The 23,937-nt window shown below is 69.8% G+C and carries 22 protein-coding genes; 9 read left to right on the top strand and 13 right to left on the bottom strand.

Annotated features, from left to right (window positions below):
- Positions 1 to 411 precede the first annotated feature (411 nt).
- A complete protein-coding gene (locus ON30_RS18615; protein ID WP_051029512.1) occupies positions 412 to 1,914 on the top strand; it encodes a flavin-containing monooxygenase in 1,503 nt (500 codons plus the stop codon).
- Between the two features lie 137 nt (positions 1,915 to 2,051).
- Here ON30_RS18615 and ON30_RS18610 read toward each other — a convergent pair whose 3' ends face one another.
- Positions 2,052 to 3,503 carry a catalase gene (locus ON30_RS18610; RefSeq protein ID WP_040708749.1) on the bottom strand — a complete coding sequence of 484 codons (1,452 nt, stop codon included), beginning with the start codon at positions 3,501 to 3,503 and terminating at the stop codon, positions 2,052 to 2,054.
- Between the two features lie 270 nt (positions 3,504 to 3,773).
- Between ON30_RS18610 and ON30_RS18605 the strand changes: the two genes are divergently transcribed.
- From ON30_RS18605 to ON30_RS18595, 3 genes are all read left to right on the top strand, one after another.
- The gene (locus tag ON30_RS18605) at positions 3,774 to 4,256 is read left to right on the top strand and encodes a hypothetical protein (protein ID WP_040708748.1); all 483 of its coding nucleotides are present in this window, start codon (positions 3,774 to 3,776) and stop codon (positions 4,254 to 4,256) included.
- Between the two features lie 119 nt (positions 4,257 to 4,375).
- Positions 4,376 to 4,855: a Dps family protein gene (locus ON30_RS18600; RefSeq protein ID WP_040708747.1), complete on the top strand. Its 480-nt coding sequence runs from the start codon at positions 4,376 to 4,378 to the stop codon at positions 4,853 to 4,855.
- A gap of 275 nt (positions 4,856 to 5,130) precedes the next feature.
- Positions 5,131 to 6,669, top strand: a complete 1,539-nt coding sequence (locus ON30_RS18595) for an aldehyde dehydrogenase family protein (protein WP_040708837.1) — start codon at positions 5,131 to 5,133, stop codon at positions 6,667 to 6,669.
- A 57-nt stretch (positions 6,670 to 6,726) separates the two neighbouring features.
- Here ON30_RS18595 and ON30_RS18590 read toward each other — a convergent pair whose 3' ends face one another.
- Genes ON30_RS18590 through ON30_RS18580 form a run of 3 tightly spaced genes read right to left on the bottom strand, consistent with a single transcriptional unit; the run spans position 6,727 to position 9,477 of the window.
- Entirely contained in the window at positions 6,727 to 7,587 is an 861-nt protein-coding gene (locus ON30_RS18590; protein ID WP_040708746.1) for an LLM class F420-dependent oxidoreductase, read from the bottom strand.
- A gap of 25 nt (positions 7,588 to 7,612) precedes the next feature.
- Positions 7,613 to 9,082: an FAD-dependent oxidoreductase gene (locus tag ON30_RS18585; RefSeq protein WP_040708745.1), complete on the bottom strand. Its 1,470-nt coding sequence runs from the start codon at positions 9,080 to 9,082 to the stop codon at positions 7,613 to 7,615.
- Positions 9,079 to 9,477: a carboxymuconolactone decarboxylase family protein gene (locus ON30_RS18580; protein ID WP_040708744.1), complete on the bottom strand. Its 399-nt coding sequence runs from the start codon at positions 9,475 to 9,477 to the stop codon at positions 9,079 to 9,081. The genes ON30_RS18585 and ON30_RS18580 overlap by 4 nt, the downstream gene beginning before the upstream one ends.
- A 275-nt stretch (positions 9,478 to 9,752) precedes the next feature.
- Here ON30_RS18580 and ON30_RS18575 point away from each other — a divergent pair, with 275 nt between their 5' ends.
- Complete coding sequence (locus tag ON30_RS18575; RefSeq protein WP_051029511.1) at positions 9,753 to 11,258, top strand: AMP-binding protein; 1,506 nt, start codon at positions 9,753 to 9,755, stop codon at positions 11,256 to 11,258.
- A 137-nt stretch (positions 11,259 to 11,395) separates the two neighbouring features.
- Here the strand turns inward: ON30_RS18575 and ON30_RS18570 are convergent, their stop codons facing one another.
- Entirely contained in the window at positions 11,396 to 12,619 is a 1,224-nt protein-coding gene (locus ON30_RS18570; protein ID WP_063719906.1) for an MCE family protein, read from the bottom strand.
- Positions 12,620 to 12,980: 361 nt separating this feature from the next.
- The gene (locus ON30_RS18565) at positions 12,981 to 13,571 is read right to left on the bottom strand and encodes a TetR/AcrR family transcriptional regulator (protein ID WP_040708743.1); all 591 of its coding nucleotides are present in this window, start codon (positions 13,569 to 13,571) and stop codon (positions 12,981 to 12,983) included.
- A gap of 204 nt (positions 13,572 to 13,775) precedes the next feature.
- On the opposite strand from ON30_RS18565, the gene ON30_RS18560 reads away from it, so the two are divergent.
- The gene (locus ON30_RS18560) at positions 13,776 to 15,386 is read left to right on the top strand and encodes an acyl-CoA synthetase (protein ID WP_040708742.1); all 1,611 of its coding nucleotides are present in this window, start codon (positions 13,776 to 13,778) and stop codon (positions 15,384 to 15,386) included.
- A 209-nt stretch (positions 15,387 to 15,595) separates the two neighbouring features.
- Here the strand turns inward: ON30_RS18560 and cyp51 are convergent, their stop codons facing one another.
- A complete protein-coding gene (gene cyp51 / locus ON30_RS18555) occupies positions 15,596 to 16,948 on the bottom strand; it encodes a lanosterol 14-alpha demethylase (protein WP_040708741.1) in 1,353 nt (450 codons plus the stop codon).
- A gap of 133 nt (positions 16,949 to 17,081) precedes the next feature.
- On the opposite strand from cyp51, the gene ON30_RS18550 reads away from it, so the two are divergent.
- Positions 17,082 to 18,086, top strand: coding sequence for an alpha/beta hydrolase fold domain-containing protein (locus tag ON30_RS18550; protein ID WP_083911501.1), 1,005 nt, complete (start codon positions 17,082 to 17,084; stop codon positions 18,084 to 18,086).
- Between the two features lie 202 nt (positions 18,087 to 18,288).
- The gene (locus ON30_RS18545) at positions 18,289 to 18,693 is read left to right on the top strand and encodes a hypothetical protein (protein WP_051029510.1); all 405 of its coding nucleotides are present in this window, start codon (positions 18,289 to 18,291) and stop codon (positions 18,691 to 18,693) included.
- A gap of 13 nt (positions 18,694 to 18,706) precedes the next feature.
- Here ON30_RS18545 and ON30_RS18540 read toward each other — a convergent pair whose 3' ends face one another.
- From ON30_RS18540 to ON30_RS18515, 6 genes are all read right to left on the bottom strand, one after another.
- Entirely contained in the window at positions 18,707 to 19,549 is an 843-nt protein-coding gene (locus tag ON30_RS18540) for a hypothetical protein (protein ID WP_040708740.1), read from the bottom strand.
- A gap of 245 nt (positions 19,550 to 19,794) precedes the next feature.
- A complete protein-coding gene (locus ON30_RS18535) occupies positions 19,795 to 20,115 on the bottom strand; it encodes an ArsR/SmtB family transcription factor (protein ID WP_085999356.1) in 321 nt (106 codons plus the stop codon).
- Positions 20,116 to 20,320: 205 nt separating this feature from the next.
- Positions 20,321 to 20,692, bottom strand: a complete 372-nt coding sequence (locus ON30_RS18530; RefSeq protein WP_040708739.1) for a hypothetical protein — start codon at positions 20,690 to 20,692, stop codon at positions 20,321 to 20,323.
- A gap of 195 nt (positions 20,693 to 20,887) precedes the next feature.
- A complete protein-coding gene (locus ON30_RS18525) occupies positions 20,888 to 21,334 on the bottom strand; it encodes a pyridoxamine 5'-phosphate oxidase family protein (protein ID WP_444543693.1) in 447 nt (148 codons plus the stop codon).
- A 135-nt stretch (positions 21,335 to 21,469) separates the two neighbouring features.
- Complete coding sequence (locus tag ON30_RS18520; protein WP_040708822.1) at positions 21,470 to 22,180, bottom strand: energy-coupling factor ABC transporter ATP-binding protein; 711 nt, start codon at positions 22,178 to 22,180, stop codon at positions 21,470 to 21,472.
- Between the two features lie 79 nt (positions 22,181 to 22,259).
- Positions 22,260 to 22,655, bottom strand: coding sequence for a RidA family protein (locus ON30_RS18515; RefSeq protein ID WP_040708821.1), 396 nt, complete (start codon positions 22,653 to 22,655; stop codon positions 22,260 to 22,262).
- Positions 22,656 to 22,751: 96 nt separating this feature from the next.
- On the opposite strand from ON30_RS18515, the gene ON30_RS18510 reads away from it, so the two are divergent.
- The gene (locus tag ON30_RS18510; protein ID WP_040708738.1) at positions 22,752 to 23,729 is read left to right on the top strand and encodes a helix-turn-helix transcriptional regulator; all 978 of its coding nucleotides are present in this window, start codon (positions 22,752 to 22,754) and stop codon (positions 23,727 to 23,729) included.
- Positions 23,730 to 23,937: the final 208 nt, after the last annotated feature.

Genomic DNA, 23,937 nt, shown 5'->3' with positions numbered 1-23,937 from the left:
GGAATCGGCGCGTCACGGACGCGCCATGACCCCGCTTCCCGAACGACGTCGTCCAGAAAACACAAGAACAGTCATTAACATAGTGCATCAGGTGCCGATGTGGCGAGGGTTTTTGTGACCGAATCACGGGTTCACATCCGGACGCCCGGTCTGGTAAGGGGGCGAGCGTCCCCGACGGGGATGGTTTGCGCGGAATTCGGTAGCTGAAAATCAGCTGAAACGCCAAAGATGAGAATTCTCCGGGAAATTCCCCCGCGACCCTCGGCCGTGCGCACGAAGGTTCCTGAGGCGAAACAACACTCGGAATCGATTGAACAACTGTCCGTGTCCATATCGCGACAGTTGTCGAACAATCCGACGACCCGTGCCACGCGAATAGTGATTGCTGAATGTTGACTGAAACAGAGAGGCTTGGTCACAGAGGTGGTGCTGGATCGGAAAGTGGCGGTCATCGGTGCGGGATTCGGTGGAATCGGCATGGGCGTGGCGCTCAAACAGGCCGGCTACGACGACTTCGTCATTCTGGAGAAGGGCGATCGGGTCGGCGGCGTGTGGCGCGAGAACACCTACCCCGGCTGCGACTGCGATGTGCCCTCACACCTGTATTCCTTCTCCTTCGCGCCGTATCGCAGTGCGCGCAGGCGCTATCCGGGACAGGAACAGATCCTGGACTACCTGGTCGGCGTCACCGAGGAGTACGGCCTCACCCCGCACCTACGCCTGAACACGACCCTGACCGCCGCGACCTACCGCGAAGAACACGGCGACTGGGACCTGGAAACCGCCGACGGACAACACATCCGGGCGCAGGTGGTGATCTTCGCCCTGGGCCAACTGCACCGGCCCTACGTGCCGGACATCCCCGGTCACGCGGACTTCGCCGGACCGGCCTTCCACACCGCGCGCTGGGATCACCACCACGATCTGCGCGGGCGCGAGATCGCCATCATCGGCACCGGATCCAGTGCCGCGCAGATCCTGCCGGAGATCGCGGGCATCGCCCGTCGGGTGCACCTCTACCAGCGCACGCCACAGTGGCTGCTGCCCAAGCCCGCTCGCGAATTCGGCCCGCTGTCGCGGCTGGCGTTGCAGGTGCCGGGGGCGCACCGGATGTATCGCACGGCCTTGCATCACGGTGCGGACGCCGTGCTCGCGCCGATCATGCACCGGGGTTGGTCGGCGCGACCCGCGCAGTGGTTCGCCCGCGCCTACCTGCACCGCCGGGTGGCCGACCGACGCCTGCGCGCGGCGGTCACCCCGGACTATCCGATCGGCGGCAAACGCATCATCTTCGACAGCCGCTACTACCCGACGCTGGCCCGGCACAACGTCACGCTGGTGACCGATCCCATCCACCGCATCGTCTCGGACGGGGTGGAAACCGTCGACGGCGCGCACCGGCACGCCGATGTCCTGATCTACGCCACCGGTTTTCGCGCGACCGAGTTCATGGTGCCGCTCACGGTGCGCGGGCGCGGCGGACGAATGCTGGACGAACAGTGGCGCGACGGGGCCGAGGCGTACATGGGGCTCGCGGTGCCGGGCTATCCCAACGCCTTCCTCATCGCCGGACCGAACTCCTTCACCCCCGCGGGCAGCAACCCGACCATGAAGCAGTACCAGATCGACTACATCGTCGAATGTCTGCGCTGGCGCGAACAACTCGACGGCGCGGCGATCGAGGTGGGGCCGGTGGCGATGGCCCAGTACCAGCGGTGGCTGCGGCGGGCGCTGTCCAAGACGATCTGGACCGGACCGGTGGACAGTTGGTTCAAACACGCCAACGGACGCGTGGTCAATCCGTGGCCCGGGACGACCAAGGAGTTCGCCCGCATGCTGCACCACCATCCCGCCGAGGCGTTCACCCCGGTGCCGCGCGCGGGGACCCCCGCCGACGAACGCACGCTGTGCTGAGGCGCGCGGGCGCGACGGGGGACCTTGCCCGAATGTGATGAACGCGGCGCGGTCACGGGCCTGGTCCTGACGAGAACGACCGCCCGGAGCCGTGTTCCGGGCGGTCGCGTCGTGTGCGGACTGTTGTCGCGCGGGCCCTACTTCTGTCCCGCGCGCACCCCGGATTCCACGCGGTCGCCGAGGTTCTTGTCGACGTTGCGCCAGTACTCGAAGGCGCGCTCGAGCACCGGTTCGGTCACCCCGTCGAGCAGGTGGCCGACGATGTTGTCCACCAACCGTTCCCGCGCCGCGTCGTCGAGGACGTCGCGCACCATCGTGCCCGCCTGACCCCAGTCGTCGTCATCGGCGCGCGGAGTGTAGGCCTGCCGCACCATCTCGCCGTCGGTGTGCCAGCCCACCGGCGGACCCGACACCGCCGGGTCGGCGTGCGGGCCGCCCTTGGAATTGGGCACGTAGACCGGGTCGCCCGGATTGTGATGGCGCATCTGCCCGTCCTTGGAGTAGGAGCGGGCGGTGGTGGCGTGCGGCGAATTGACCGGCAGCTCTTTGTAGTTGACGCCGATCCGGTAGCGGTGCGCGTCCGGGTAGGAGAACCACCGGCCCAGCAGCATCTTGTCCGGACTGGGTCCGGTGCCGGGCACCGAGTTGCTCGGCTCGAACGCGGCCTGCTCGATCTCGGTGTGGTAGTCGGCCGGATTGCGGTTCAACGTCATCTTGCCCACCTCGATCAGCGGGTAGTCGCCGTGCGGCCACACCTTGGTCAGGTCGAAGGGGTTGTAGCGGTAGGTCTTCGCGTCGTCGAACGGCATGATCTGCATGTGCAGCGTCCAACTCGGATGCTCACCGCGATTGATCGATTCCCACAGATCCCTGGTGTGGTAATCGGCGTCTGAGGCCGCCAGCTTGTCGGCCTCGTCCTGGGTGAGGAATTCGATGCCCTGATCGGTCTTGAAATGGTATTTCACCCAGAAACGCTCGCCCGCGGCGTTGTACCAGAGATAGGTGTGGCTGGAATAGCCGTTCATGTGCCGCCACGTGCGCGGGATACCGCGATCGCCCATCAGCCAAGTGACCTGGTGCGCGGATTCGGGGGACAGCGTCCAGAAATCCCACTGCATGTCGTGGTCGCGCAGATTGTTGTCGGCGCGCCGCTTCTGCGACCGGATGAAATCCTGGAACTTCATCGGATCGCGGACGAAGAAGACCGGTGTGTTGTTGCCGACCATGTCGAAGTTGCCCTGTTCGGTGTAGAACTTCAGGGCGAACCCGCGCGGATCGCGCCAGGTGTCCGGGCTGCCGCGCTCGCCGGCGACGGTGGAGAACCGGGCCAGCATCTCGGTCCGCTTGCCCGGTTGGAACAGATCGGCCCTGGTGTAGGCGCTGACGTCGCCGGTCACCTCGAAGGTGCCGAACGCGCCGCCCCCCTTGGCGTGCGGTTGACGTTCGGGGACCCGCTCGCGGTTGAACGCCGCCATCTTCTCGATGAGGTAGGCGTCGTTGAGCAGGATCGGCCCGTCGGGCCCGACGGTGAGCGAATGTTCGTCACTCGGTACCGGGATCCCGGAGTCATCGGTGGTGAAATTCGACATTGTGCTCCCTTCTACCCGCGGTGTTCAGGAGGTCGGGGGCGACGGGTCGACCACGTCGTCCCTGGTCGGAAGCCTACGCCGCCGCGGGGTCGTAGAAGGCATAACACCGGGTCAGCGACTCAAACACCGGGGCGGTCCCGCACCGCCGGGCGTTCGTAAGGATTTCGTTGGAGAACTGCTAGCCGTCCGGGATTCCATAGGACCGTGCGATCGCGAAGGCGACGCCGCCGCCGATCCGAGAGCCGGATCGACACCGGATGGGAGAGACCAGTGCCGACGACGTACGCCACCACCGTCACCGCGCCGACCGTAGCCGTCGACGTCGCCGCCGCCGCGCGGGACCACGCCCGTTTCGGGTGGACGGTCGCCGTCACCGCGCAGGGTCCGCACCTGGTCACCGATGCCGAGGTCGCGGGCATCGAACTCACCGACGCCTTGGCCGCCGGGGTCCGGCGCTACCTGCGCTCCAACAATCTCACCGGCCCGGTCCTCGAGATCCGCGGCGCGGGGCGCCGGGAGATCCACCTGGTCACCGGCGCGAGCAAGGCCCGTCGGGCGATCGAGGCGCTACGCGAGGCGGGCGCGATCGTGCACGTCGACGGCGCGGTGATCCCGCTACCGTCCGGGGGCGGGGACGGACCCGCGTGGGGCGTCGCGCCCGCGGAGGCGCGCTGGGCGCCGCCGCTGGTGGCCGTCGCGGCCGCCGTGCGGTCCGCGGCGCGCCGGGCGAAGCTGCTGGGGGCCACCCGCTGAGCGCCCGAACGCCGCTGTGACGTGGACCGCCGTACCGGTTTCGGTGCGGCGGTCCCGGGTAGTTCGCCCGATGTCAACGCTCGAAGCGACAGACGCTCGAGACAAGAGAGGCGGGCACTATGAGCACACCGATCACGAGCACCCTGGACCCGGAACAGCAGCGCATCGCGGGCGAGGCGTTGCAGGCCACCGTAGTGGACCTGATCGATCTGTCCCTGATCGCCAAACAGGCCCACTGGAACGTGGTGGGCCGCAATTTCCGTTCGGTCCACCTCGCCCTGGACGAACTGGTCGTGGCGGCGCGCGACTTCACCGACACCGCCGCCGAGCGCGCGACCGCGATCGGCGTGAGCCCCGACGGGCGCGCGGCGACGGTGTCCGCGGAATCCGGCGCACTCGGCTTCGAGTCGGGCTGGCAGCAGGACACCGACGTCATCGATTCGGTCGTGGCGAATCTGGCCGCCGTGATCGGCCGGTTGCGCGAGCGGATCGAGTCCACGGAGAAGGCCGATCCGGTCACCCAGGACCTGTTCATCGAGATCGCGGCGCGCCTCGAGCAGCTGCATTGGATGTGGCAGGCGCAGTTGGCCACCGCCTGACGGGCGCGATGGTTACCGCCTGACGGGCGCGATGGTTACCGCCTGACGGGCGCGATGGCCACTGCCTGACGGGCGCGATGGTTACCGCCTGACGGGCGCGAAAGCCGGCGCCGACGGGGCAACGGACAACGCCGCACGGGCGTCGTGGATATCGCACGGCGCCCGTTTCGGCGTTGTCCGGCGGGTAATGCCGGTGGTACCGTCCAGACACATGTCCGAATATGTGTCTGCCCGGTGCTGCCGTCATCCCGCGGGCGGGCGGAAAGGTGGTCGCGGTGGCGATCGTTGAACCGTTGCCGACCGAAACGGGGGAACGCAGGCGCTGGGCGCTGACCAGTCCGGTCGACCGCTCCGCGCTGGGGGAATGGGAGGCGAGCAGCGCGGCCGACGTCGACGCCGCCCTCGCCAGGGCGCGCGCCGCCCAACCCGCGTGGGCCGCCCGCCCGATCGCCGAGCGCGCCGCGATCATCCGCCGCGCGGTCGAGGTGTTGATCGCGCGCAAGGACGAGATCGTCGAATCGCTGCGCGTGGAGACCGGCAAACCGCGCGCCGAGGCGCTGACCATCGAGATCCTGTCCTCGGCCGATTTCCTGAACCATTGGAGCGCGCGCGCCGTGCGCCAACTGCGCGACGAACGCCGCCGCCTGCACGGCTACCTGCTGCCGGTCAAACGGCTGACCGTGCACTACCAACCACTCGGCGTCGTCGGGGTGATCACCCCGTGGAACGCGCCGTTCGTGCTGTCGCTCAACCCGATCACCCAGGCGCTGCTCGCGGGCAACTCCGTGGTGCTCAAACCGTCCGAGGTCACCCCGCGCTCGGGCGCGTGGGCCGTGGACGTACTGCGCGAGGCGGGCGTGCCCGAGGACGTCGTGCAGGTCGTGCACGGCGACGGCGAGACCGGCGCGGCGCTGGTCGCGGGCGATGTGGACAAGATCGCCTTCACCGGCAGCGTGGCCACCGGACGCCGGATCGCCGAGGTGTGCGGCAGGCGGTTGATCCCCTGCACCTTGGAACTGGGCGGCAAGGACGCGATGATCGTGTGCGCCGACGCCGATCTCGAACGCGCCGCCGCGGGCGCGGTCTACCTGTCGATGTTCAACACCGGGCAGGTCTGTCTGAGCGTGGAGCGGATCTACGTGGTCGACAGTGTCGCCGACGAATTCGTCCGCCTGGTCACCGAGAAGGCGGCCGCGCTGACCTACGGCGCCGGGCCGGACAAGGATATGGGGCCGCTGTTCTCCGATCGGCAACTCGAGATCGTCAGCCGCCACGTCGACCAGGCCAAGCAGGCGGGCGCGGTCGCGGCGGTGGGCGGTTCGCCCGGCAAGGGCGACGGACTGTTCTTCGAGCCGACGGTGCTGGTCGGGGTCGATCACTCGATGCCGCTGATGACCGAGGAGACCTTCGGCCCGATCGCGGCAATCATGCGGGTCCGCGACGAGGACGAGGCCGTCCGACTGGCCAACGACAGTGCCTACGGACTCAGCGCGAGCGTGTTCACCAACGACCCCGCGCGCGCCGAGCGGATCGGCAAGCGGCTGATCACGGGGTCGGTCGTGCACAACGACGCCGCCACCATCTACGGCGTGACCGAGGCGCCGTTCGGCGGGCGCAAGGCCAGCGGGGTCGGTCAGGTCAACGGCGTCGACGCGCTGCGCAAGTTCACCCACGCGCAGCCGATCCTGCTGGCCCGGTGGCGCACGAAGTCCGAGCACGTCTGGTACCCCTACACCGCCGACACCGAGAAGACGATCGAGACGATCCTGCGGGTCGCGTTCGGGAACCGTTTCGTGCGCCGTCTGATGTCCTGACCCCGACACGTCGAAAGCGCCGGAACCGCTGTGGGTTCCGGCGCTTTCGCGGGCGGGTCAGTTGCCGTCGGGGAAGATGGCGGCCAGCTTGCCCGAGAGCCGTTCCAGGTAGGCGCGCACCTCCGCCTCGCTCTTGTCCGGCAGACCGTAGAGCACGTCGGTGACCCCTTCGCCCGCCCACTTGACGAGGCGTTCGGCGTCGGGCTTGAAGTCGAGGACCACGACGCGGGGCTTGTCGGCGCGGCCCGCGTCGGCCCAGATCTTGTGCAGCAGCGCGAGCCGTTCGGAGATGTCGGTCTCGCCCGGCGTGGTGATCCACCCGTCGCCCGAGCGCGCGATCCAGGTGAAGGTCCGCTCGGTGCCCGCCGCGCCGATGAGCACCGGCACGTCGCCGCGCACCGGCTTGGGCCACGCCCAACTCGGGCCGAACTTCACGAAATCGCCCTGGTATTCGGCCTCGTCCTGCGCCCACAGCGCCCGCATGGCCTCGATGTATTCGCGCAGGACGGTGCGGCGCTTGTTCGGCGGCACCCCGTGGTCGCCGAGTTCGTCGGTGTTCCAGCCGAATCCGGCCCCCAGCGTCACCCGGCCGCCGGACAGGTGGTCCAGCGAGGCGATGGTCTTGGCCAGCGTGATCGGGTCGTGCTCGACCGGCAGCGCGACCGCGGTGGACAGTTCGATCCGTTCGGTGACCGCGGCCGCCATGGCCAGCGACACCCACGGGTCCAGGGTGCGCGTGTAGCGGTCGTCGGGCAGGCTCGCGTCGCCGGTCTGCGGGTGGGCGGCCTCCCGTTTGACGGGGATGTGGGTGTGCTCGGGCACGTAGAAGGAGTGGAAACCCGTCTCCTCGGCCGCGCGGGCCGCCGCCGCGGGCGTGATGCCGCGGTCGCTGGTGAACAGGACGATGCCGAATTTCATGCGGTGCCTTGTCTTGTCGGTCCGGTCAGTTCTTCGCCGCGGAGATTCCGGCCCGGCGGCCGTAGAAGCTCCCGTCCCCGAGGGACGCGCCGCTGACGTAGCCGCCCGCGCAGATGCCCGCGGTGCACCGGCCCGCGGCGAACAGGCCCGGAATCGGTTCTCCCGACACGTGCAGCACGCGGGAGTCGAGGTCGGTGCGCAGGCCGCCGAGGGTGAATCCGGCGGTGAAGCCGCGCATGTCGAATCCGGCGACCGGGCCGGTGATCGGCGCGACCCACTCGGATTTCTTGCCGAACAACGGGTCTCGGCCCTGTTCGGCGTGATGGTTGTAGACCGCGACGGTGGACTGCAACGACTGCGCGGGCAGGCCCATGTCGGATTCGAGTTCCGCGACGGTCTCCGCGGCCCAGGTGGGCGGCTGGCGGAAGAACGGCGTGGCGGTCTCGGTGGCCAGCGCCGCCTCGTAGGAGGCTTCGTCGATGACCAGGTAGGCGACGTTGTCCTGGCGCAGCAGCGTCATCTGGCCGATGCGCCCGGTGTAGGTGTCCTCGGTGACGTAGCGCTGGCCCTGTCCGTTGACCAGGATGCCGCGCGCGAGCATCTGCGGGTCGCCGAAGAAGGCGACCTCGGTGGCGTCCATGTGCGCGAGTTCCGCGCCGAGGCCCTGGGCCAGTCGGATGCCGATGCCGTCGTGTTCCTCGATGGCCGCGCCGGGCCGCCCGATCAGGCGCGGGGCGTAGCTCTCGATCATCTGGTCGTGGTAGGCGAAACTGCCGGTCGCCAGGATCACGCCGCGTTCGGCGCGGATGGCGATCTCCTCGCCGTAGCGGCGGGCCAGCACACCGACCACGCGGCCCGTGCCGTCGACGATCAACCGCGCGATCCTGGTGTCGTAGTCGACGGTGACGCCGAGTGATTCGGCGGTGGTCGCCAGCGGCTGCATGAGCATGTAGCCGCCGCCCTTCTGCCCCGTGCGCTTGTTCTGCATCCGCGGCACGTGGCCGCGCGGCGCGGGGGTGGCGATCTCGTTGAACGGGGCGGCGTTCTCGCCACCGGAGTACATCAGACCCTCGTCGTGCGGGGGTTCCCAGCCGGGTTCGCCCCAGAACGCCTCGCGGAACGGGACGCCGTTGGCCACCAGCCAGTCGTAGTGCTCGAGGCTGCCGCGGCAGTAGTCGGCGATCTTGGCCTCGTCCACGCCGGGGCCCAGCGCCGCGCGCAGGAACTTCTCCATGTTCTCGGCGGAGTCCTCGAAGCCGAGGGCCTTCTGCAACGGGGTGCCGCCGCCGAGGTAGATGAATCCGCCGGCCTGGGCCGCCGCGCCGCCCCACCCGCTGGTGCGTTCCAGGATCAGCACCTCGGCCCCGGCGCGCGCCGCCTCGATGGCCGCGCAGACGCCGGCGATGCCGTATCCGGCGACCACGACGTCCGCGGACTTGTCCCACGAGGTGACCTCGTCGGCCGACAGCGGCCGCAGGGGAGAGGGGGTGCTCATCGCGCGTCCTTTCCGGCGGCCTTGCGCCGCTGCGCGAGGACCGAGCCGACGACCGAGTCCAGTTTGGTGCCCGCGGGCCACCCGACGTAGTGACACAGGAACAGCGCGATCTCGCGCAACTGGGTCTCGTCGAGTTCCTCGTTGCCCAGCGCCGCGCCGATCTGGATCTCGGCCACGTCGAACAGGCCCTGCGCGGTGAGCGCGCCGAGCAGCAGCAGGCGGCGGTCGCGCAGGCTCAGCGCCTCGCGCGACCAGATGTCGGCGAACAGGTGGTCGGCGGTGACGGCGAAGTGCTCGCCGGGACCGTCCTGGAACTCCCAGCCGTAGACCTCGGACATCTTCGCCAGTCCGCGTCGACGCACGTCGTCGTCGACCGCGGCGGGTGTGTCGGTCATCGCTGGTCCCCTTTCGCGGGCACGTCGTGCCCGGTGTCGGCCTCGTCGCCACACGCAGTGTCTTGAATGCTGTCTGGACAGGTGTTCGGAATATACGACTCGCGGAGCACTCCGCGCAAGCGCCGTTTCGGCGCCGTAAGGCGGCCTCGCGTTGTCCGCGACCTGTAACGGTGATACTGTCCAGACACATGTCCGAGCGTGTGTCTTCCGGTGGGGTGGGCGTCCGCGGCGGACTTCCCGGGAATTCGTGACGGTCCGCTCGGAGACGAAACGCCATGGCCTACAACTTCGCCGACCTGTTCGAGCACGCGGTCGACGCCATGCCCGAGCGGACCGCCCTGATCGAGGACGGTCGCCGGGTCAGCTTCGCCGACCTCGACAGCCGCGCCAACCGCTTCGCCCGTCACCTCGCGACCCTCGGCGTCGGCAACGGCACCCACGTCGGCTACCAGATGCACAACAGCATCGAGACCGTCGAGACGCTGCTCGCCTGCTTCAAACTCGCGGCCGTCCCCATCAACGTCGACTACCGCCACGGCGTCGAGGAACTGGCCGAGCGCTACGCCGACGCCGACGTGGAGGTCCTGATCCATCACGCCACCTACGGCACGATGGTGCGCGCCGCGCGAGCGCGCGGCGGGAGCGTGCGACACACGATCTGCGTGGACGACGGCTTCACCGTCGCCTGGACCCCGGAGACCACCGCCCGCTACGAGCAGGCACTGGCGGCCGCCGAACCGTGGCGGCCCTTCGTCCACCGCACCGGCGACGACCTGTTCCTGATCTACACCGAGACCGGCGCGCCGCGCGGGGTCATGTGGCGGCAGGAGGACCTGTGGCGCGCTTTCGGGGGCGGCATCGACTTCTGCACGGGCGAACGGGTGCTCGACGAGTTCCAGCAGTCGCGGATCGCGGCGCGCACCGAACCGAGCACCTGGTTCGTGCTGCCGCCGCTGATCGAGGCCGCGGGCGTCCTGCCGACCTTCGCCGCGCTGTGGACCGGCAACGCGGTCATGTTCACCCCGCGCTTCGACCCCCGCGCGGTGTGGCGCACCGTCGCCCGCGACCGACCGCAGGTGCTGGTCGTCACGGGGGACGCCATGATCGACCCCCTGGTCGCCGCGTACCGGGACGTTCCGGTCGACGCGTCGTCGCTGATCGCCATCGCCTCCGGGTCCGCGCTGCGCGCGCGCACCGGAGCGGACAACCTGCCCGCCCTGTTCCCCTCGACGGTCATCGCGGAGGGGATCTGTTCCTCCGACGGCGATTTCGGGCACGTCGGCTTCTTGCAGACCGATGCCGATTCCGCGGGCGAACTGCGCGTACGTCCGGGCACCGGGGCGATAGTCGTCGACCGGGCCGGTCGGCCCGTGCCCGACGGGACCGAAGGATGGCTCGCGCAGACCGGAGCCGTGCCGATGGGGTACTACAAGGGCGCGACACACTCGGAGACGCTGTTCCGCACCGTCGACGGCGTGCACGTCGTCCTCACCGGGCATCGTGCGCGGGTCGCCGAGGACGGCACGATCGTGGTCCGCGCCGCCGCCGAACCGGTGCCCGACCCGCCCCCGCCCGATCTCGCCGAGGGCGCGGCCGAACCGATGCCGCGGCTGGCGCGGACCGTGCCCGCGCGGTTCGCGCCGTTCGAATCGGCGGTGCTGCGCGAGCACGTGCGGCGCAGCACGCCGGGATACACGCCGCCGCAGCGGGTTCGGCTCGCGGAGATGATCGTCGGTGAGGGGGCCAACTGCCGGATCCTTCCGCTCGCCGACCGGGGCTGAGCCCGCTCGAGGCAGTGCGGTGCGGCTGGGCGCGACTCGCCCCCCGTCCGGTGCGGCTCAGCTCGATCCGGACAGGTCCGGTGTAGCGGGCTCGGGCGGGACGGCTCCTCGGGTCGAGGAGCGCCTCCCGGCTCGGTTCAGAAGGGGGACGTCACCCCGGGCAGTCCGCCCATCAGGATCTCGAAGACGCTGGGCGCGTTGAGGATCTGCTTGGTGGGCGGCACGAACGCCTGCCCTTCGTTGGTGTCGGTGACCAGATAGTTCGAGTGGCTGCCGGGCACCCGGTCCAATACACCCTCGCAGCGCGGTCCGCCGGTCGCGTTGACCTTCGGCAGATCGCGCGGGTACTTGTACGGCTCGCCCGCCATCAGGAAGTTGGTGTTGAACGACAGCCACGGGTTCGGGCCGCCACCGAAGAGCAACTCCGCCATCGGCATCAGCGACCCGAGACCGTTGATGACGCAGTTCAGCGCGGGCGCGTACTCGTTCAACAGCGCGGTGGTCGGCCGCAACAGGCTCATCGTCTGCGCGAGACGTGTTTCGTTGTCGGCCAACACCGTCCGTCCGGTGTCCGCCAACCCGGTGACGCCCAGCAGCATCGCGTCCAAGTCGCCCTGCGATTGCGCGAGGGTGCCCGAGGTGACCGTCGCGTTGTCGAGGGTGCGCAGCAGGTCGTCGGCGGTGTCGGCGTAGATCCCGCCGACCTGGTTCACCGCGACGGCGTCGCGGCGCAGTGCGGGCAGACTCGGATTCAGCTGGCGCAGATAGGCATCGCCGCCGGCGAGCAGTTCACCGAGTCGCTGCCCGCGTCCGTCCAAGGCGGTGCCGAGGGCTTCGAGCGTGGCGTTGAGATGGGCGGGTTCGACCTTCGCCAGGATCGCGGCCAATTGCTCGAACACCGTGTTGATCTCGACGGTCACCGCTTCGGCCCGGATGGTGGTGCCCGCCCGCATCGGCGTGCCCGTCGAACCCGGCGGGGCGACGAAGTTGACGTACTTGGCCCCGAAGATCGTGGTCGACCGGATGTCGACGAGCGCGTCGGCGGGTACCAGGCGCAGTTGCTCCGGGGCGATCTCGAGGTGCAGTATCGCGCGGTCGCCGCGGTGTTCGATGGCCGCGACGTGTCCGATCTCGACACCGCGCACGCGCACTTTGGCGTCGGTGTCGAGCACCAGGCCGCTGCGCGGCGCGTCCACGGTGAGTGCGACCGAGGACTGGAAGCCACCGGCGAACATCGCCAGGGACACGGTCACCACGGCCGCGATCACCAGCACCAGCGCGAGGCCCGCGACCTTCAGCCCGAAGGCGTTCCAGAATGCCGCGAGTCGGCGCGTGTTCGCGGTCGGGCGTCTCGAATCCACCAGTGCTGCCTCTCGGGCGGTATCCATGTCGGGGCCGTCGCGCTCCAGGCCGCGGGCTGCGCGGTCGAGCCCGCCGTCCCCGTCGCGGGCCTGCCGGGCGAACACCGCCCGGACAGGTGTCGATCATATGTCTGGACACTGGTCTAGGAAATGGTTTCAGAGAATTTGCCGAAAAGATGCTGATGATCGTGCGGCCAGGTGGCGACGCGAAACCGGCGGCCAGGTGCGATGACGGCCGTCACCTATTGGAGCTACCGAGGGGCGATCGCGCCCGCGCGCGTGACAGCGGGGCCGGTGCGCGTTCGCGGCCAGTCGTATCGGGGACGGACGGGCGTCCCCGGGCGTGCCTATCGCTCGCGGATCACGCCTCGCCGCGCATGAGCAACTGCGCGGTCTTCTCGATGCGGTCGGCGGTCTCCAGGAAGGAGGCGTAACCCATGCCCGCGCGCAGCAGCGCGCCGGAGTAGAGCAGTTCGAGGGCTTCGGCCAGATCGGGGGAGGCGGTCGCGCCGAGGGCGTCCTCGATCCAGCGGCGGATCTCCAGGCCGATGCGCACGCGCAGGTGGGCGACGTCGGGATCGCTGCCGAGCAGCGCGCTGGTGACGGCTTTGGCCATCTCGGGTTCGTCGCCGAGCAGGAAGGTGATGGCGCGCAGGGCCGCCACCGCCCGGCCCGCGGTGTCCAGATCGGGATCGTGTTCGGGGGGCGTGGCGCTCGCGAGTCGTCGCCACATCACCTCGGCGATGAGGTGGTCCTTGGAGGAGAAGTAGGTGTAGGCGGTCGCGGTGCCGACGCCCGCGGCGGTGGCGACCATGCGCATGGTGAGTCCGTCGAAGCCTTCGCGGCGCAGGATGTCCACCGCGGCGCGGGTTAGTCGGTCGACGGTTTCGGCCTGTTTGGGGTTCAGGCGACGCCGCGTCGACTCGACAGTGGCGGATAAGTGAGCGGACACATGTCCAAATTACGGTGCGTCCGCGTATGCGAGCAAATCCGTCCGCGCCGAAATGTCGCAGTTCACACCCTGGATGACGGGTGGGGCACAAGCGGTTCGGAAATCGTTCACCCGAGCGAGCATATGTCTGGAATGATGTCTGGAACATGTTCCAGTTCTGTGTCACGGTGATGGCCTGGCACCACGTCGAAGAAAAGAAGGCCCATGTCGAACACCTTCGCCGACCTGTTCGAGCACTCCGTCGACGCGATGCCCGAGCGCGTCGCGCTGATCCAGGGCGACCGCCGGATCACCTACCGCGAACTCGACGAACGGGCCAATCGGTTGGCGCACCACCTGCTGGCGCGCGGCGCGGGCCGCGGCGCCCACATCGGGTTCCAGATGCACAACGCGATCGAGACGATGGAAGTGCTCATCGCCGCGTTCAAGATCCGCGCCGTCCCGGTCAACGTCAACTTCCGGTACGGGCCGGAGGAGTTGCGCTACCTCTACGACAACGCCGACCTCGAGATCCTGGTCCACCACCGCGCCTACGCCCCCGTGGTCGAGAAGGTCCTGCCGCTCACCCCGCGACTGCGCCACGTGCTCGTCGTCGAGGACGACCAGTCCTCCGGCGAGATCGACAGCGGCGCCACCCCTTACGAACAGGCGTTGGCGCAGGCCGCGTCCACGCGTCCGGCGATCGACCGCGACGCCGACGACCTGTTCATGATGTACACCGGCGGCACCACCGGCCTGCCCAAAGGCGTGATGTGGCGGCAGGAGGACATGTGGCGGGTGCTGGGCGGCGGCATCGACTTCTACACCAACGAACCCGTCGCCGACGAGTTCCAGCAGTCGCGGGTGGGCGCGCAGTCCGACCCCGCGACCTGGCTGATCCTGCCCCCGCTGATCCACGCCTCGGCGATGATGCCCACCTTCACCGCGCTGTGGACCGGCAACGCGGTGATCTTCCTGTCGCGCTTCGACGCCGAGGCGGTGTGGCGGACCGTGGCCGCCGAACGGCCGCAGGTGCTGGTCATCACCGGTGACGCGATGGCGCGCCCACTGCTGGACGCCTACCGCGACCGCCCCGTCGACGCCACCTGTCTGGTCGCGTTGGCCTCTGGTGCCGCACTGCTGTCCCAACCGGTGAAGAACCACCTGCTGGAACTGTTCCCGCACGCGATCGTCTCCGATTCCATCGGCTCCTCCGAAACCGGTTTCGGCGGTATCGGTTTCGCCGAGAAGAGCGACGACCCCGCGCGCGGTCCGCGGGTGCGGATCGGGCGCGGCGCGGTCGTGGTCGACGACGAGGGCAGGCCGGTCGCCGCGGGGACCGAGGGCTGGCTGGCCAAGACCGGTTCGGTGCCGATCGGCTACTACAAGGATCCGGTCAAGACCGAGAAGCTGTTCCGCACCGTCGACGGCACCCGGATGGTTATCACCGACGACCGGGCGCGCGCCGAGGGCGACGGCGCCATCACCCTCATCGGGCGCGGCAACATGGTCATCAACACCGGCGGGGAGAAGGTGTTCGCCGAAGAGGTGGAGGCGGTCGTCAAAGCGCACGCCGACATCTACGACGTGGTCGTGATCGGCGTGCCCGACGATCGGTGGGGTCACGCGGTGGCCGCGGTGGTGTCGGCGTCCGCGACCTCGGTGGACTTCCCCGCGCTGACCGCGCACGTGCGCGCGCACTTGGCGGGATACAAACTGCCGCGCCGGATCTGGGTGGTCGACACGGTCAGCAGGACCCCGTCGGGCAAACCCGACTACCGCTGGGCCAAGGAGCACGCCGCGAGCCGGGAACCGGACCACCTCGTCGGGAGCTGAAGTCGTCCGTGCCGCCGAGACATTCGGCGGCACGGACCTCGGTTCGGAATTCGTGACGGCGCGGCCTTCGTGCGGCGCGGAGTTCGCAAAGGTGTGGAGTTGCCCTCGGCTTGTGCTGCGAGATGGCGCGCGGGTTCGTGTCGGCACGGACGAAAGCCGCCCCGCCTGTGAAGCGGGGCGGCTCGGGTGTCGGCTGGTGCGAGCGCGGATCAGGAAGTGCGCCGCCGGTAGCGGATCGTGCAGGGCTGCTGCAACTGCACGACCATCTTGGAGTGGTCGTTGCGGTAGGTGTCCGAAGGCTGGGCCAGCTCGAATTCCCAGTCCCGCAGCAGGATCGAGAAGATCGCCTTGAGCTGCATGAGCGCGAAGGGCGCGCCGACGCAACGGTGCCGCCCCGCGCCGAAGGGGATCCAGGTCCAGCGGTTGACCAGGTCTTCCTGGTTGGGATCGATGTAGCGGCCCGGATCGAAGGAGTCCGGCTCGGGGAAATCCTCGGGCAGTCGGTTGGACACCGCCGGGGTGGTGGCGACCAGGTCGCCGGGGGAGATGCTGTGGCCGACCACCTCGAAATCGCCCTGGGCGACCCGCATCAGGATGATCAGCGGCGGATGCAGTCGCAGCGTCTCCTTGAGCGCGGCCTCGAGGCGCGGGATCTGGCGCATCGCGTGGTGGCTCACGGTGGCACCGTCGGTGAACAGTTCGTCCAGTTCGGCGACGACCTCGGCGAGCACGTCGGGGTGACGCAGCAGTTCGATCACCGTCCAGGCGGCGGTGCCGGAGGTGGTGTGGTGGCCCGCGAACATCATCGAGATGAAGATGCCGGTGATCTCGCTGGCGCTGAAGCGCGGATTGCCCTGCTCGTCCGGGATGGAGACGAGCACGTCGAGCATGTCGCGATCCTCCTTGCCCTTCGGCGGATTCGCGATGCGGCCGTTCATGATCTCCTGGACCAACTCGACCAGTTTCGCGCGCGATTCGTCGCGGATGCGGAAGCTCTCGATGTCGGCGTAGGGGTCGACGTAGCAGTAGGCGTCGGTGCCGCGCTCGAGTTCGTGGTAGAGGTGGGCGAAGCGTTCGTCGAGTTCCTCGCGGAACTTGGTGCCGATCAGGCAGGCCGAGGAGGTGTAGATGGTCAACTCGGCGAAGAATTCGAGCAGGTCGATCTCGCCCTCGTCGTTCCAGCGCGCCAGCATCTGGTCGACCTCGCGCGCGATGGTCTCGGCGTGGCCGCGCATGTGTTCGCCGCGCAGCGCCTGATTGTGCAGCATCTCCTTGCGGCGTTCGGGGCTGGCGTCGAAGACGACGCCTTCACCGAAGATCGGCTTCATGAACGGGTAGGCGGCGGCCTGGTCGAGGTCGTCGTCGCCGGCCCGGAAGAAGAATTCGTTGGCTTCCGCGCCCGAGAGCAGGATCACGTCCTTGTCCGCCAGGCGGAACGAGCCGACGTCGCCGCATTCCGCGCGCACCCGGCGCATGAGGGCGATGGGGTCGGTGCGGAATTCCTCGAGGTGCCCGTGTTCGTGCTCGCCCCCGGAAACTTGTCGCGGTTTGACCAACGTCATTTCTGCAACCTTTCAGGCATGCCTGTCCGAAACCTGATCTGGACAACTGTCTGGACAGTACTACGGTGTAGGGAGGCGGGCAAGTCCCGCCGATCGGGAGAGGGTCCCCGCGGGGCCGCGAGGGAGAACGAATATGAGCAGGTCGGCTCTTGTGCGAGGGCGCGTCGCGGTGGGGGTCACCGTGCTCGGCGCGCTCGCGCTGGTCCGGCGGGGCAGCCGCGCGCACCCCGACCTCCGGGTGCACGCGGCACTGCTGCCCCGCGAACCGATCACGCCGCGCACCCTGCCACTGATCCGCGCGCTGACCCGGTGGACCGACGGTTTCCGCGCGGTCGAGGTGATCCGGGTCGACGCGCACGTCACCATGCGCGTGCACCGGCCCTCGACCGCCGCCGCGACACCGGCGCTGCTGTGGATCCACGGCGGCGGCTACGTGATCGGCTCCGCGAGCCAGGACGACGCGCTGTGCCGCCGCTTCGCCCGGGTCCTCGGAATCACCGTGGCCGCCGTCGACTACCGACTGGCCCCCGAACACCCCTACCCGATCCCGCTCGAGGACTGCCACACGGCGCTGCGCGCACTGACCGCCGCCGCCGATGTCGACCCGACACGGGTGGCGATCGGCGGGGCCAGCGCGGGCGCGGGACTGGCCGCCGCGCTGGCGATCACGGCCCGCGACCACGGCATCCCGCTCGTGCTGCAACTGCTGGCCTACCCGATGCTCGACGACCGCACCGGCGCGCGGCCGTGCCCTGCGCCGGGACCGGGCGCGCCGAATCGGTGGCGTCGCGGAATCGCGCGTCGCGACCGTGCCGATCATCGGTTGTGGGGTCCTGCTTCGAACCGTTTCGGCTGGCGCTCCTATCTGGGAACCGCCGACGCCGCGACCGCGGTCCCCGCCCGCCGCGACGATCTGACCGGCCTCGCGCCGGCCTGGATCGGTGTCGGCACACACGACCTGTTCCACGCCGAAGACCTGACCTACGCCCGCGCCCTGCGCGCCGCGGGCGTCGACTGCGCGGTCCTCGAAGTGCCCGGCGCGTTCCACGGATTCGACGCGGTCGCCCCGCGCGCGAACGTCTCTCGGCACTTCTTCGCCGCCCAATGCGCCGCCCTACGAGCGGCCTTCACCCGCTGATCACCCGAACCGGCCCGGGCGCACGATAGGTGCCACAACGACGCGGTGGGCACAGGCGTGCGGTCTCCACCATGCTCGCGGATTTCACGATCGGAATCACCAGGATGCGGGTGGATCCGGTCGTTAACCGTGTTTTCAGCGGACGACAAGCGGCGCGGTCGAGACTTCTGTCGTCACCTCCTCCGACGACAGGATTCCGATCATGGCGCTCAGCACTCTCCGTCCCGTCCGCACCGCCGCCCTGGCCTTCACCGCGCTCGCCGCGACCGCGTCGCTCGCTTTCGCGGGTGCGGGTTCGGCCGCCGCGGGGGTGCTCGCCGATGTGCATTTCGCGCCGGGGACCAGTGAGGCCACGTTGACGGGCGCGGTGGTGCGCGGTGACGCCGACAGCTTCTTCTTCGAGGCTCGCGCCGGGCAGTTGCTCGGCACCGGCATCGTCGCGCTCGAGGACAACGCGAATTTCAGCATCCTCGATCCCGACGGTCGCGTGCTGGTCGTCGAGGAGACCTGGACCCAGGTCCGGCTGCCCGCCGACGGGCGTTACCGGGTGATGGTCTGCCCGACCCGCGGCAACGCCACCTACACGCTGCACGTCGAGATCTACTGAGTCGAAGCGGGTTTCAGGCGGTCGAGCGCAGCTTGGCCTTGCTGATGCGGCGCGAGAGATTCGCGCGGTCGGTGTGCAGTCGACGCGCGAGTTCGGAGATGGAGTACTCCGGGGCGACGCCGTCGTAGGCGGTGCGCAGTTCGCGTTCCAGTTGGAACGCGGACTGGCAGGCCAGCGCGTCGGCGGCCTCGCGGTACAGCCACGCCTGGGCGATCCCCGGCCCCAGCGCCTGCGCCATGTCCATCGCGGTGCGGGCGTGGGTGGCGATGCCGTCCATCGCCCCCTGGGTGACGCGCACGTCGACCCGGCCGTCGGGGCGGGTGCGGAAGATCGTCCAGTCCAGGCCGCGCGTGGTGACCACGCAGTCCTCGCCCCATCCGCAGGCGCGGGTGATCGCGCCGCGTTCCAGAGCCGAGCCCAGGGCGATGCGCCGCGCGTCGTGGACGGCCGCGGCGTCGTCGGCGTAGTCCGTGTAGGCCGCCAGCACTTCGACCCGGTCACCGCGGCCCACGAGTGTCTCGACCGGCCTGCCGTCCTCGACATCGACGCCCTCGCGGCGGAATTCGGCGACGAGTTCCTCGAGGCGGGCCAGTTGCTCGGGGCCGTGGGTGTAGCGGACCAGCACCGTCACCGGCGGGCTCACGCTGTCGGGTGCCAGGGCCCAGGCCCCCACGCCGCGGCATTCGGCTCCGGACGTCTCGCCGACATAGCCGCGCGGGGCCCGCAACCGGCCGACCTCACGCCACGGGGCGTCCGCGCCGACGGCGGCGCGCACCTGTTCCATACGCGGGTCGTCGTCGGTCAGCGGTGTCCCGCGCGCGACGAGCAGCGGCACCAGATTGCCGAAATCGATCACCGTTCCCCATTCCCCTCGCCCTGCGCTGATCCGTGCTCGTGGCACGCGGTTGGCTCTACCGGCGGGGTAGTCGAGTGGTGACGGTTGGTGACCGCCGGGCGAACGCCTGTCCAATCGTGGTGTCGCGGTGCATCTCACCCGCCTCCGTCCGGTGTGTCGACGGCCGGACGGCCGCGCGGGTGGGGGTCGGCGCGCCCACCGTTACGGAGTCTACGGTGTTTCGGCGCGTCGCGAAAACGGACAGATCAGACAGGGCCGTCCTGGATCAGGCCAGCGTCGTCGAGCAGTTCGGCCTGGCCGGTGACCACCGTGGTCAGAATGGCCCGGGCGACCCGCAGCAGTTCGGCGACCTCCGGCGAAGTCAGCGCGTAGGTCACCGACAGACCCTCGCGCCGCGCGGTGACCAGGCCGGTGCGGCGCAGGATCGCCAACTGCTGGGACAGGTTCGCCGGTTCGATCCCGACCTCGGGCAACATCTCCGAGACCGCGTGGTCGCGCTCGCTGAGCAGTTCCAGGACCCGGATGCGCACCGGATGGCCGAGTGTCTTGAAGAATTCGGCCTTCATCCGGTACAGCGGAAGCCGCGCCCCGCCCACGATGCACCTCCAAGCCCGAACTTCTCTGCGACCGAACACTTTTCCGACGGCGAGCGCGCGCTGCGGCCTCGCGGGGGCGGCGCGCCCGCCGGGGGAGCGCCGTCGCTGGAGAGTACCGCCGCGCCGGGATCGCGGGCTCCGAATCGCCCGATTCTGGACCCGCCCGCCCCGGCGCTCAGACCTCGATCTCGGCTTCGATGTTCTCCAGTCGTCGCCGGGCCAGCGCCAGGTTGCCGCGCGAGCGGTCCAGCGCGAGATACAGGAACAGTCCGCGCGTCTTGCGGCCGCGGGTCGGGCGGATCAGGTGGTACTGGCTGCCCAGGGTGATCAGCACGTCGTCGATCTCCTCCTGGAGGCCGAGTTGTTCGATCGTGCGCATCTTGGCGCGCACCAGTTCGGTGTTGCCCGCCGCGGCGATCTCGATGTCGAAATCCTTGGACCCGCCCAGGGTGCCCAGCGGCATGCCGCTGCCGTAGTCGACGACCGCGGCGGCGACCGCGCCGTCGAGCATCATCATGTCCTTGAGGGCAACTTCCATGTCCGCCACTGTGTTTCCTCTCTCGCACCGTCCGTTCCGGTTCGGCCCGACGCTACCCACGCGCGCGGTCCGGAGGGCACGGAAAGATGAAGAATTCCGGAAGGTACGCAATTGCAGAATTGCGCAATCAGCTCGGTCGGCCCCTGGTCGGACGCCGCTCGGGCGGTCGCCGCGCCCGGGACGCGCCGTCAACCCGGCTGAACATCACTCGGGCGCGGACTCCGCCGGATCGACCAGGCGGACCCCCGTGACGATCGTGGGTTCGATCTCGACTACGGTGTCCATCACCCGGTCCACCCACGACCGCAACAGCACTTCGTAGCGGGCCACTCGCGCGGGATCGCGTACCGGCCGGGCCATTCCGGTCACCACCACCGACCAACCGGTCCGCCACGCCGGGTCGATCTCGTCGGCCTCGTAGGCCACGACCATCGCCGAATCCGCGCGCACCGCCTGCGACAACTGCGCGGCCAACCGCGTGCGCAGGATCACCATCCCGTCCTCGACCAGATGGTTGACCGGCCGGATCGCCGGTAAGGCGTTGCGGGTGAACACGACCCGCCCCACCGGGACGCTCGCCAGCAGTCGCAGCGACTCCGCGCGATCCAGCGTCCGCACCGTGCGGCCCGCTTGCGTCAGATCCTCGATCACGACGCCGCGCCCTGCTCGGACAGTCCCATCGATGACCACCTCTTCCGGAGACACGGAGACGACGGTTCCATGGCATCACCGCCGGGGGCCGGGCCGACAGGGCCGGAAGTCCTGGACGAACCGGTCGTTATGCCTTCAGCTCAGGCCGTGCGCGGCCAGCGTCGCCTCGTCGGCGAGGATCGTCGCCATCGGTCCGTCGGCGACGATCCGGCCGCCGTCGAGCACCACCGCCCGCTCGCAGATCCGCCCGGCGTAGGGCAGATCGTGGGTCACCATGATCAGCGTCGTCGGCAGCGCGGCCAGGATCCGCGCGAGCTCGCCCCGCGCCGCCGGGTCCAGATCCGCCGATGGCTCGTCCAGTACGAGAACCTCGGGCCGACAGGCCAACACGCCCGCGAGCGCGGCGCGCCGCCGCTCGCCCGAGGACAACCGCAGCGGTGACCGGTCCGCGCGATCGGTCATTCCCACCGCGGCCAGCGCCGCGCGGACGTCCTCGGTCAAGCGGTCGCCCCGCACCCCGAAATTCGCGGGGCCGAAGGCCACGTCCTCGGCGACGGTCGGCATGAACAACTGATCGTCGGGGTTCTGGAACACCACCCCGACCCGCCGCCGGATCTCGCGCAGCGTGTCACGGGCGATCGGCGTCTCACCGATCTCGACCGTCCCCGAACTCGCGATCAGCACGCCGTTGAGGTGCAGCATCAAGGTCGACTTGCCCGCGCCGTTGCGCCCCAGCACCGCCACCCGTTCGCCCGCCGCGATATGCAGATCGATCCCGTGCAGCGCGGGCGTGCCGTCCGGGTAGGCGTGGGTCACGCCGGTCAGTCGAACCGCGGCGGCAGTCACCGGCACCCCTCTCCGACGCGGACCATACGGATCGAGGGTATGCCCCGCGCGGGCGGCGGACGAACCGGGGCGCGAGCGCTCACGCCACGGCGGTGCCCTCGAGTTCGACCAGCAGTCCGGGAATCGCCAACCGGGTCACGCCGAGCATCGTGGTCGCGGGGGCGACCCCGGCCGCGCCCAGTCGCCCGGCCAGCACGCCGTAGCGCGGCAGCAGTCCGTCGACGTCGGTGGTGTAGACGGTGAGCCGGACCAGGTTCGCCCACGACATCCCCGCCCCGGCGAGTACCGCCGCGAGATTGTCGGCGCTCGCCGCCAACTGCGCGGCCATGTCGCCCTCGTGTCGGGGCCGACCCTGGGCGTCGGTCGCGGTCTGGCCCGAGCAGTACAGCGTGCGGGTGTGCCCGGACACCACCTCGCCCTGGTTGAATCCCCACTCCGCCGCCCACGTCACCGGATTCACGGCCTCGCGTCGCACTGTCACGTCCACTCCTCTGTTCGGTCTTCGGTACGGCCCCGAGCCTGCCGCCGAATCACGACACCCCCTGTCGGGTATTCCGAGTAGATTTCCGGCATGCGCGCCGACCGGTTGGTCTCCCTGGTGCTGCTGCTGCGTCAGCGCGGCAGGCTCACGGCGGACGCGCTCGCCCGCGAACTCGAGGTCTCCACCCGCACGGTGCTGCGCGATATCGAAGCCCTGTCCGCGGCGGGCGTTCCCGTGTACGCCGAACGCGGCCGCCACGGCGGATTCACCCTGCTGCCCGGTTTTCGGACCGAACTGACCGGCCTGCACCGCGACGAAGCACTCGCCCTGCTCGTCGCCGGATCACGGCGCGGCGTCGAGGTGTTCGGCCTCGGTTCGGCGCTGGCCTCGGCCATGCTCAAAGTGGTCGACGCCCTGCCCGAGAGCTACCGGGCCACCGCGGGCGAGGCGGCCCGGCGGCTGCTCGTGGAGCCCGACACCGATCTGCTGGAGCGCCGGTCGACGGCCGAGGAGGAGACGCCCGACCCCGTCGCCGCCGAGGTCCGGCGGGCGGTGCTGACCGGGCACCGCCTGCGTCTGCGCTACGCGGCGATCGAGCAGGAGCCCCGGTGGCGCACGGTCGACCCGATCGGTCTGGTGACCGTCCGCGGCCGGACCTACCTGCTGGCCACCGAATCCGGCGCGGACCGCACCTACCGGCTGTCGCGGATCTCGGCCGCCGAGGTCCTCGCCGAACCCGCCGACCGCCCGGACCACGTCGACCTGGACCACGCCTGGCGGGAGCGCGGCGCCCGGTTCCGCACCGGCGGTGACCAGGTCACCGTGCGGGTGGTGACACCCGAGCGGCTACGCGCGGTTCTGGTGGACACCGCCTTGGCGGTACTCGCCGAAGACACCGACGCCGACGGCCGCGCGCTGCTGGAACTCACCTTTCAGGACGCGCGCCACGCCGAATGGGCGCTCTGGCAGGTCGCCCCCGACGCGCACGCTTTGTCGCCCACGTGGTTGCGCACCGCGCTGCGCGAGCGCGCCGCCGGGATCGCCGAGCGCTACGCGGACCCGACCTGAGGCCGCCACGTCATCGCCCGTGCGTAGAGTCGCGCGCATGGCTCGAAGCATGCAGGTCTCCGACAGCGTCGTGATCGCCGTCGACCCGAACACCGCCTACGACGCCGTCGCCGACGTCACCGCGATGAAGCAGTGGAGCCCGGAGAACACCGGGGCCGTGCTCGACAGTCCCGGCCGCCCGGTCCGCGTGGGGGACGGTTTCGTGGGG

It is taken from the genome of Nocardia takedensis NBRC 100417, from assembly GCF_000308695.1.
In the GTDB taxonomy this organism is placed as follows: Bacteria; Actinomycetota; Actinomycetes; order Mycobacteriales; family Mycobacteriaceae; genus Nocardia; species Nocardia takedensis.
Note: the sequence above shows the minus strand (reverse complement) of the source record. Positions and strands in the feature narration are given on the sequence as shown.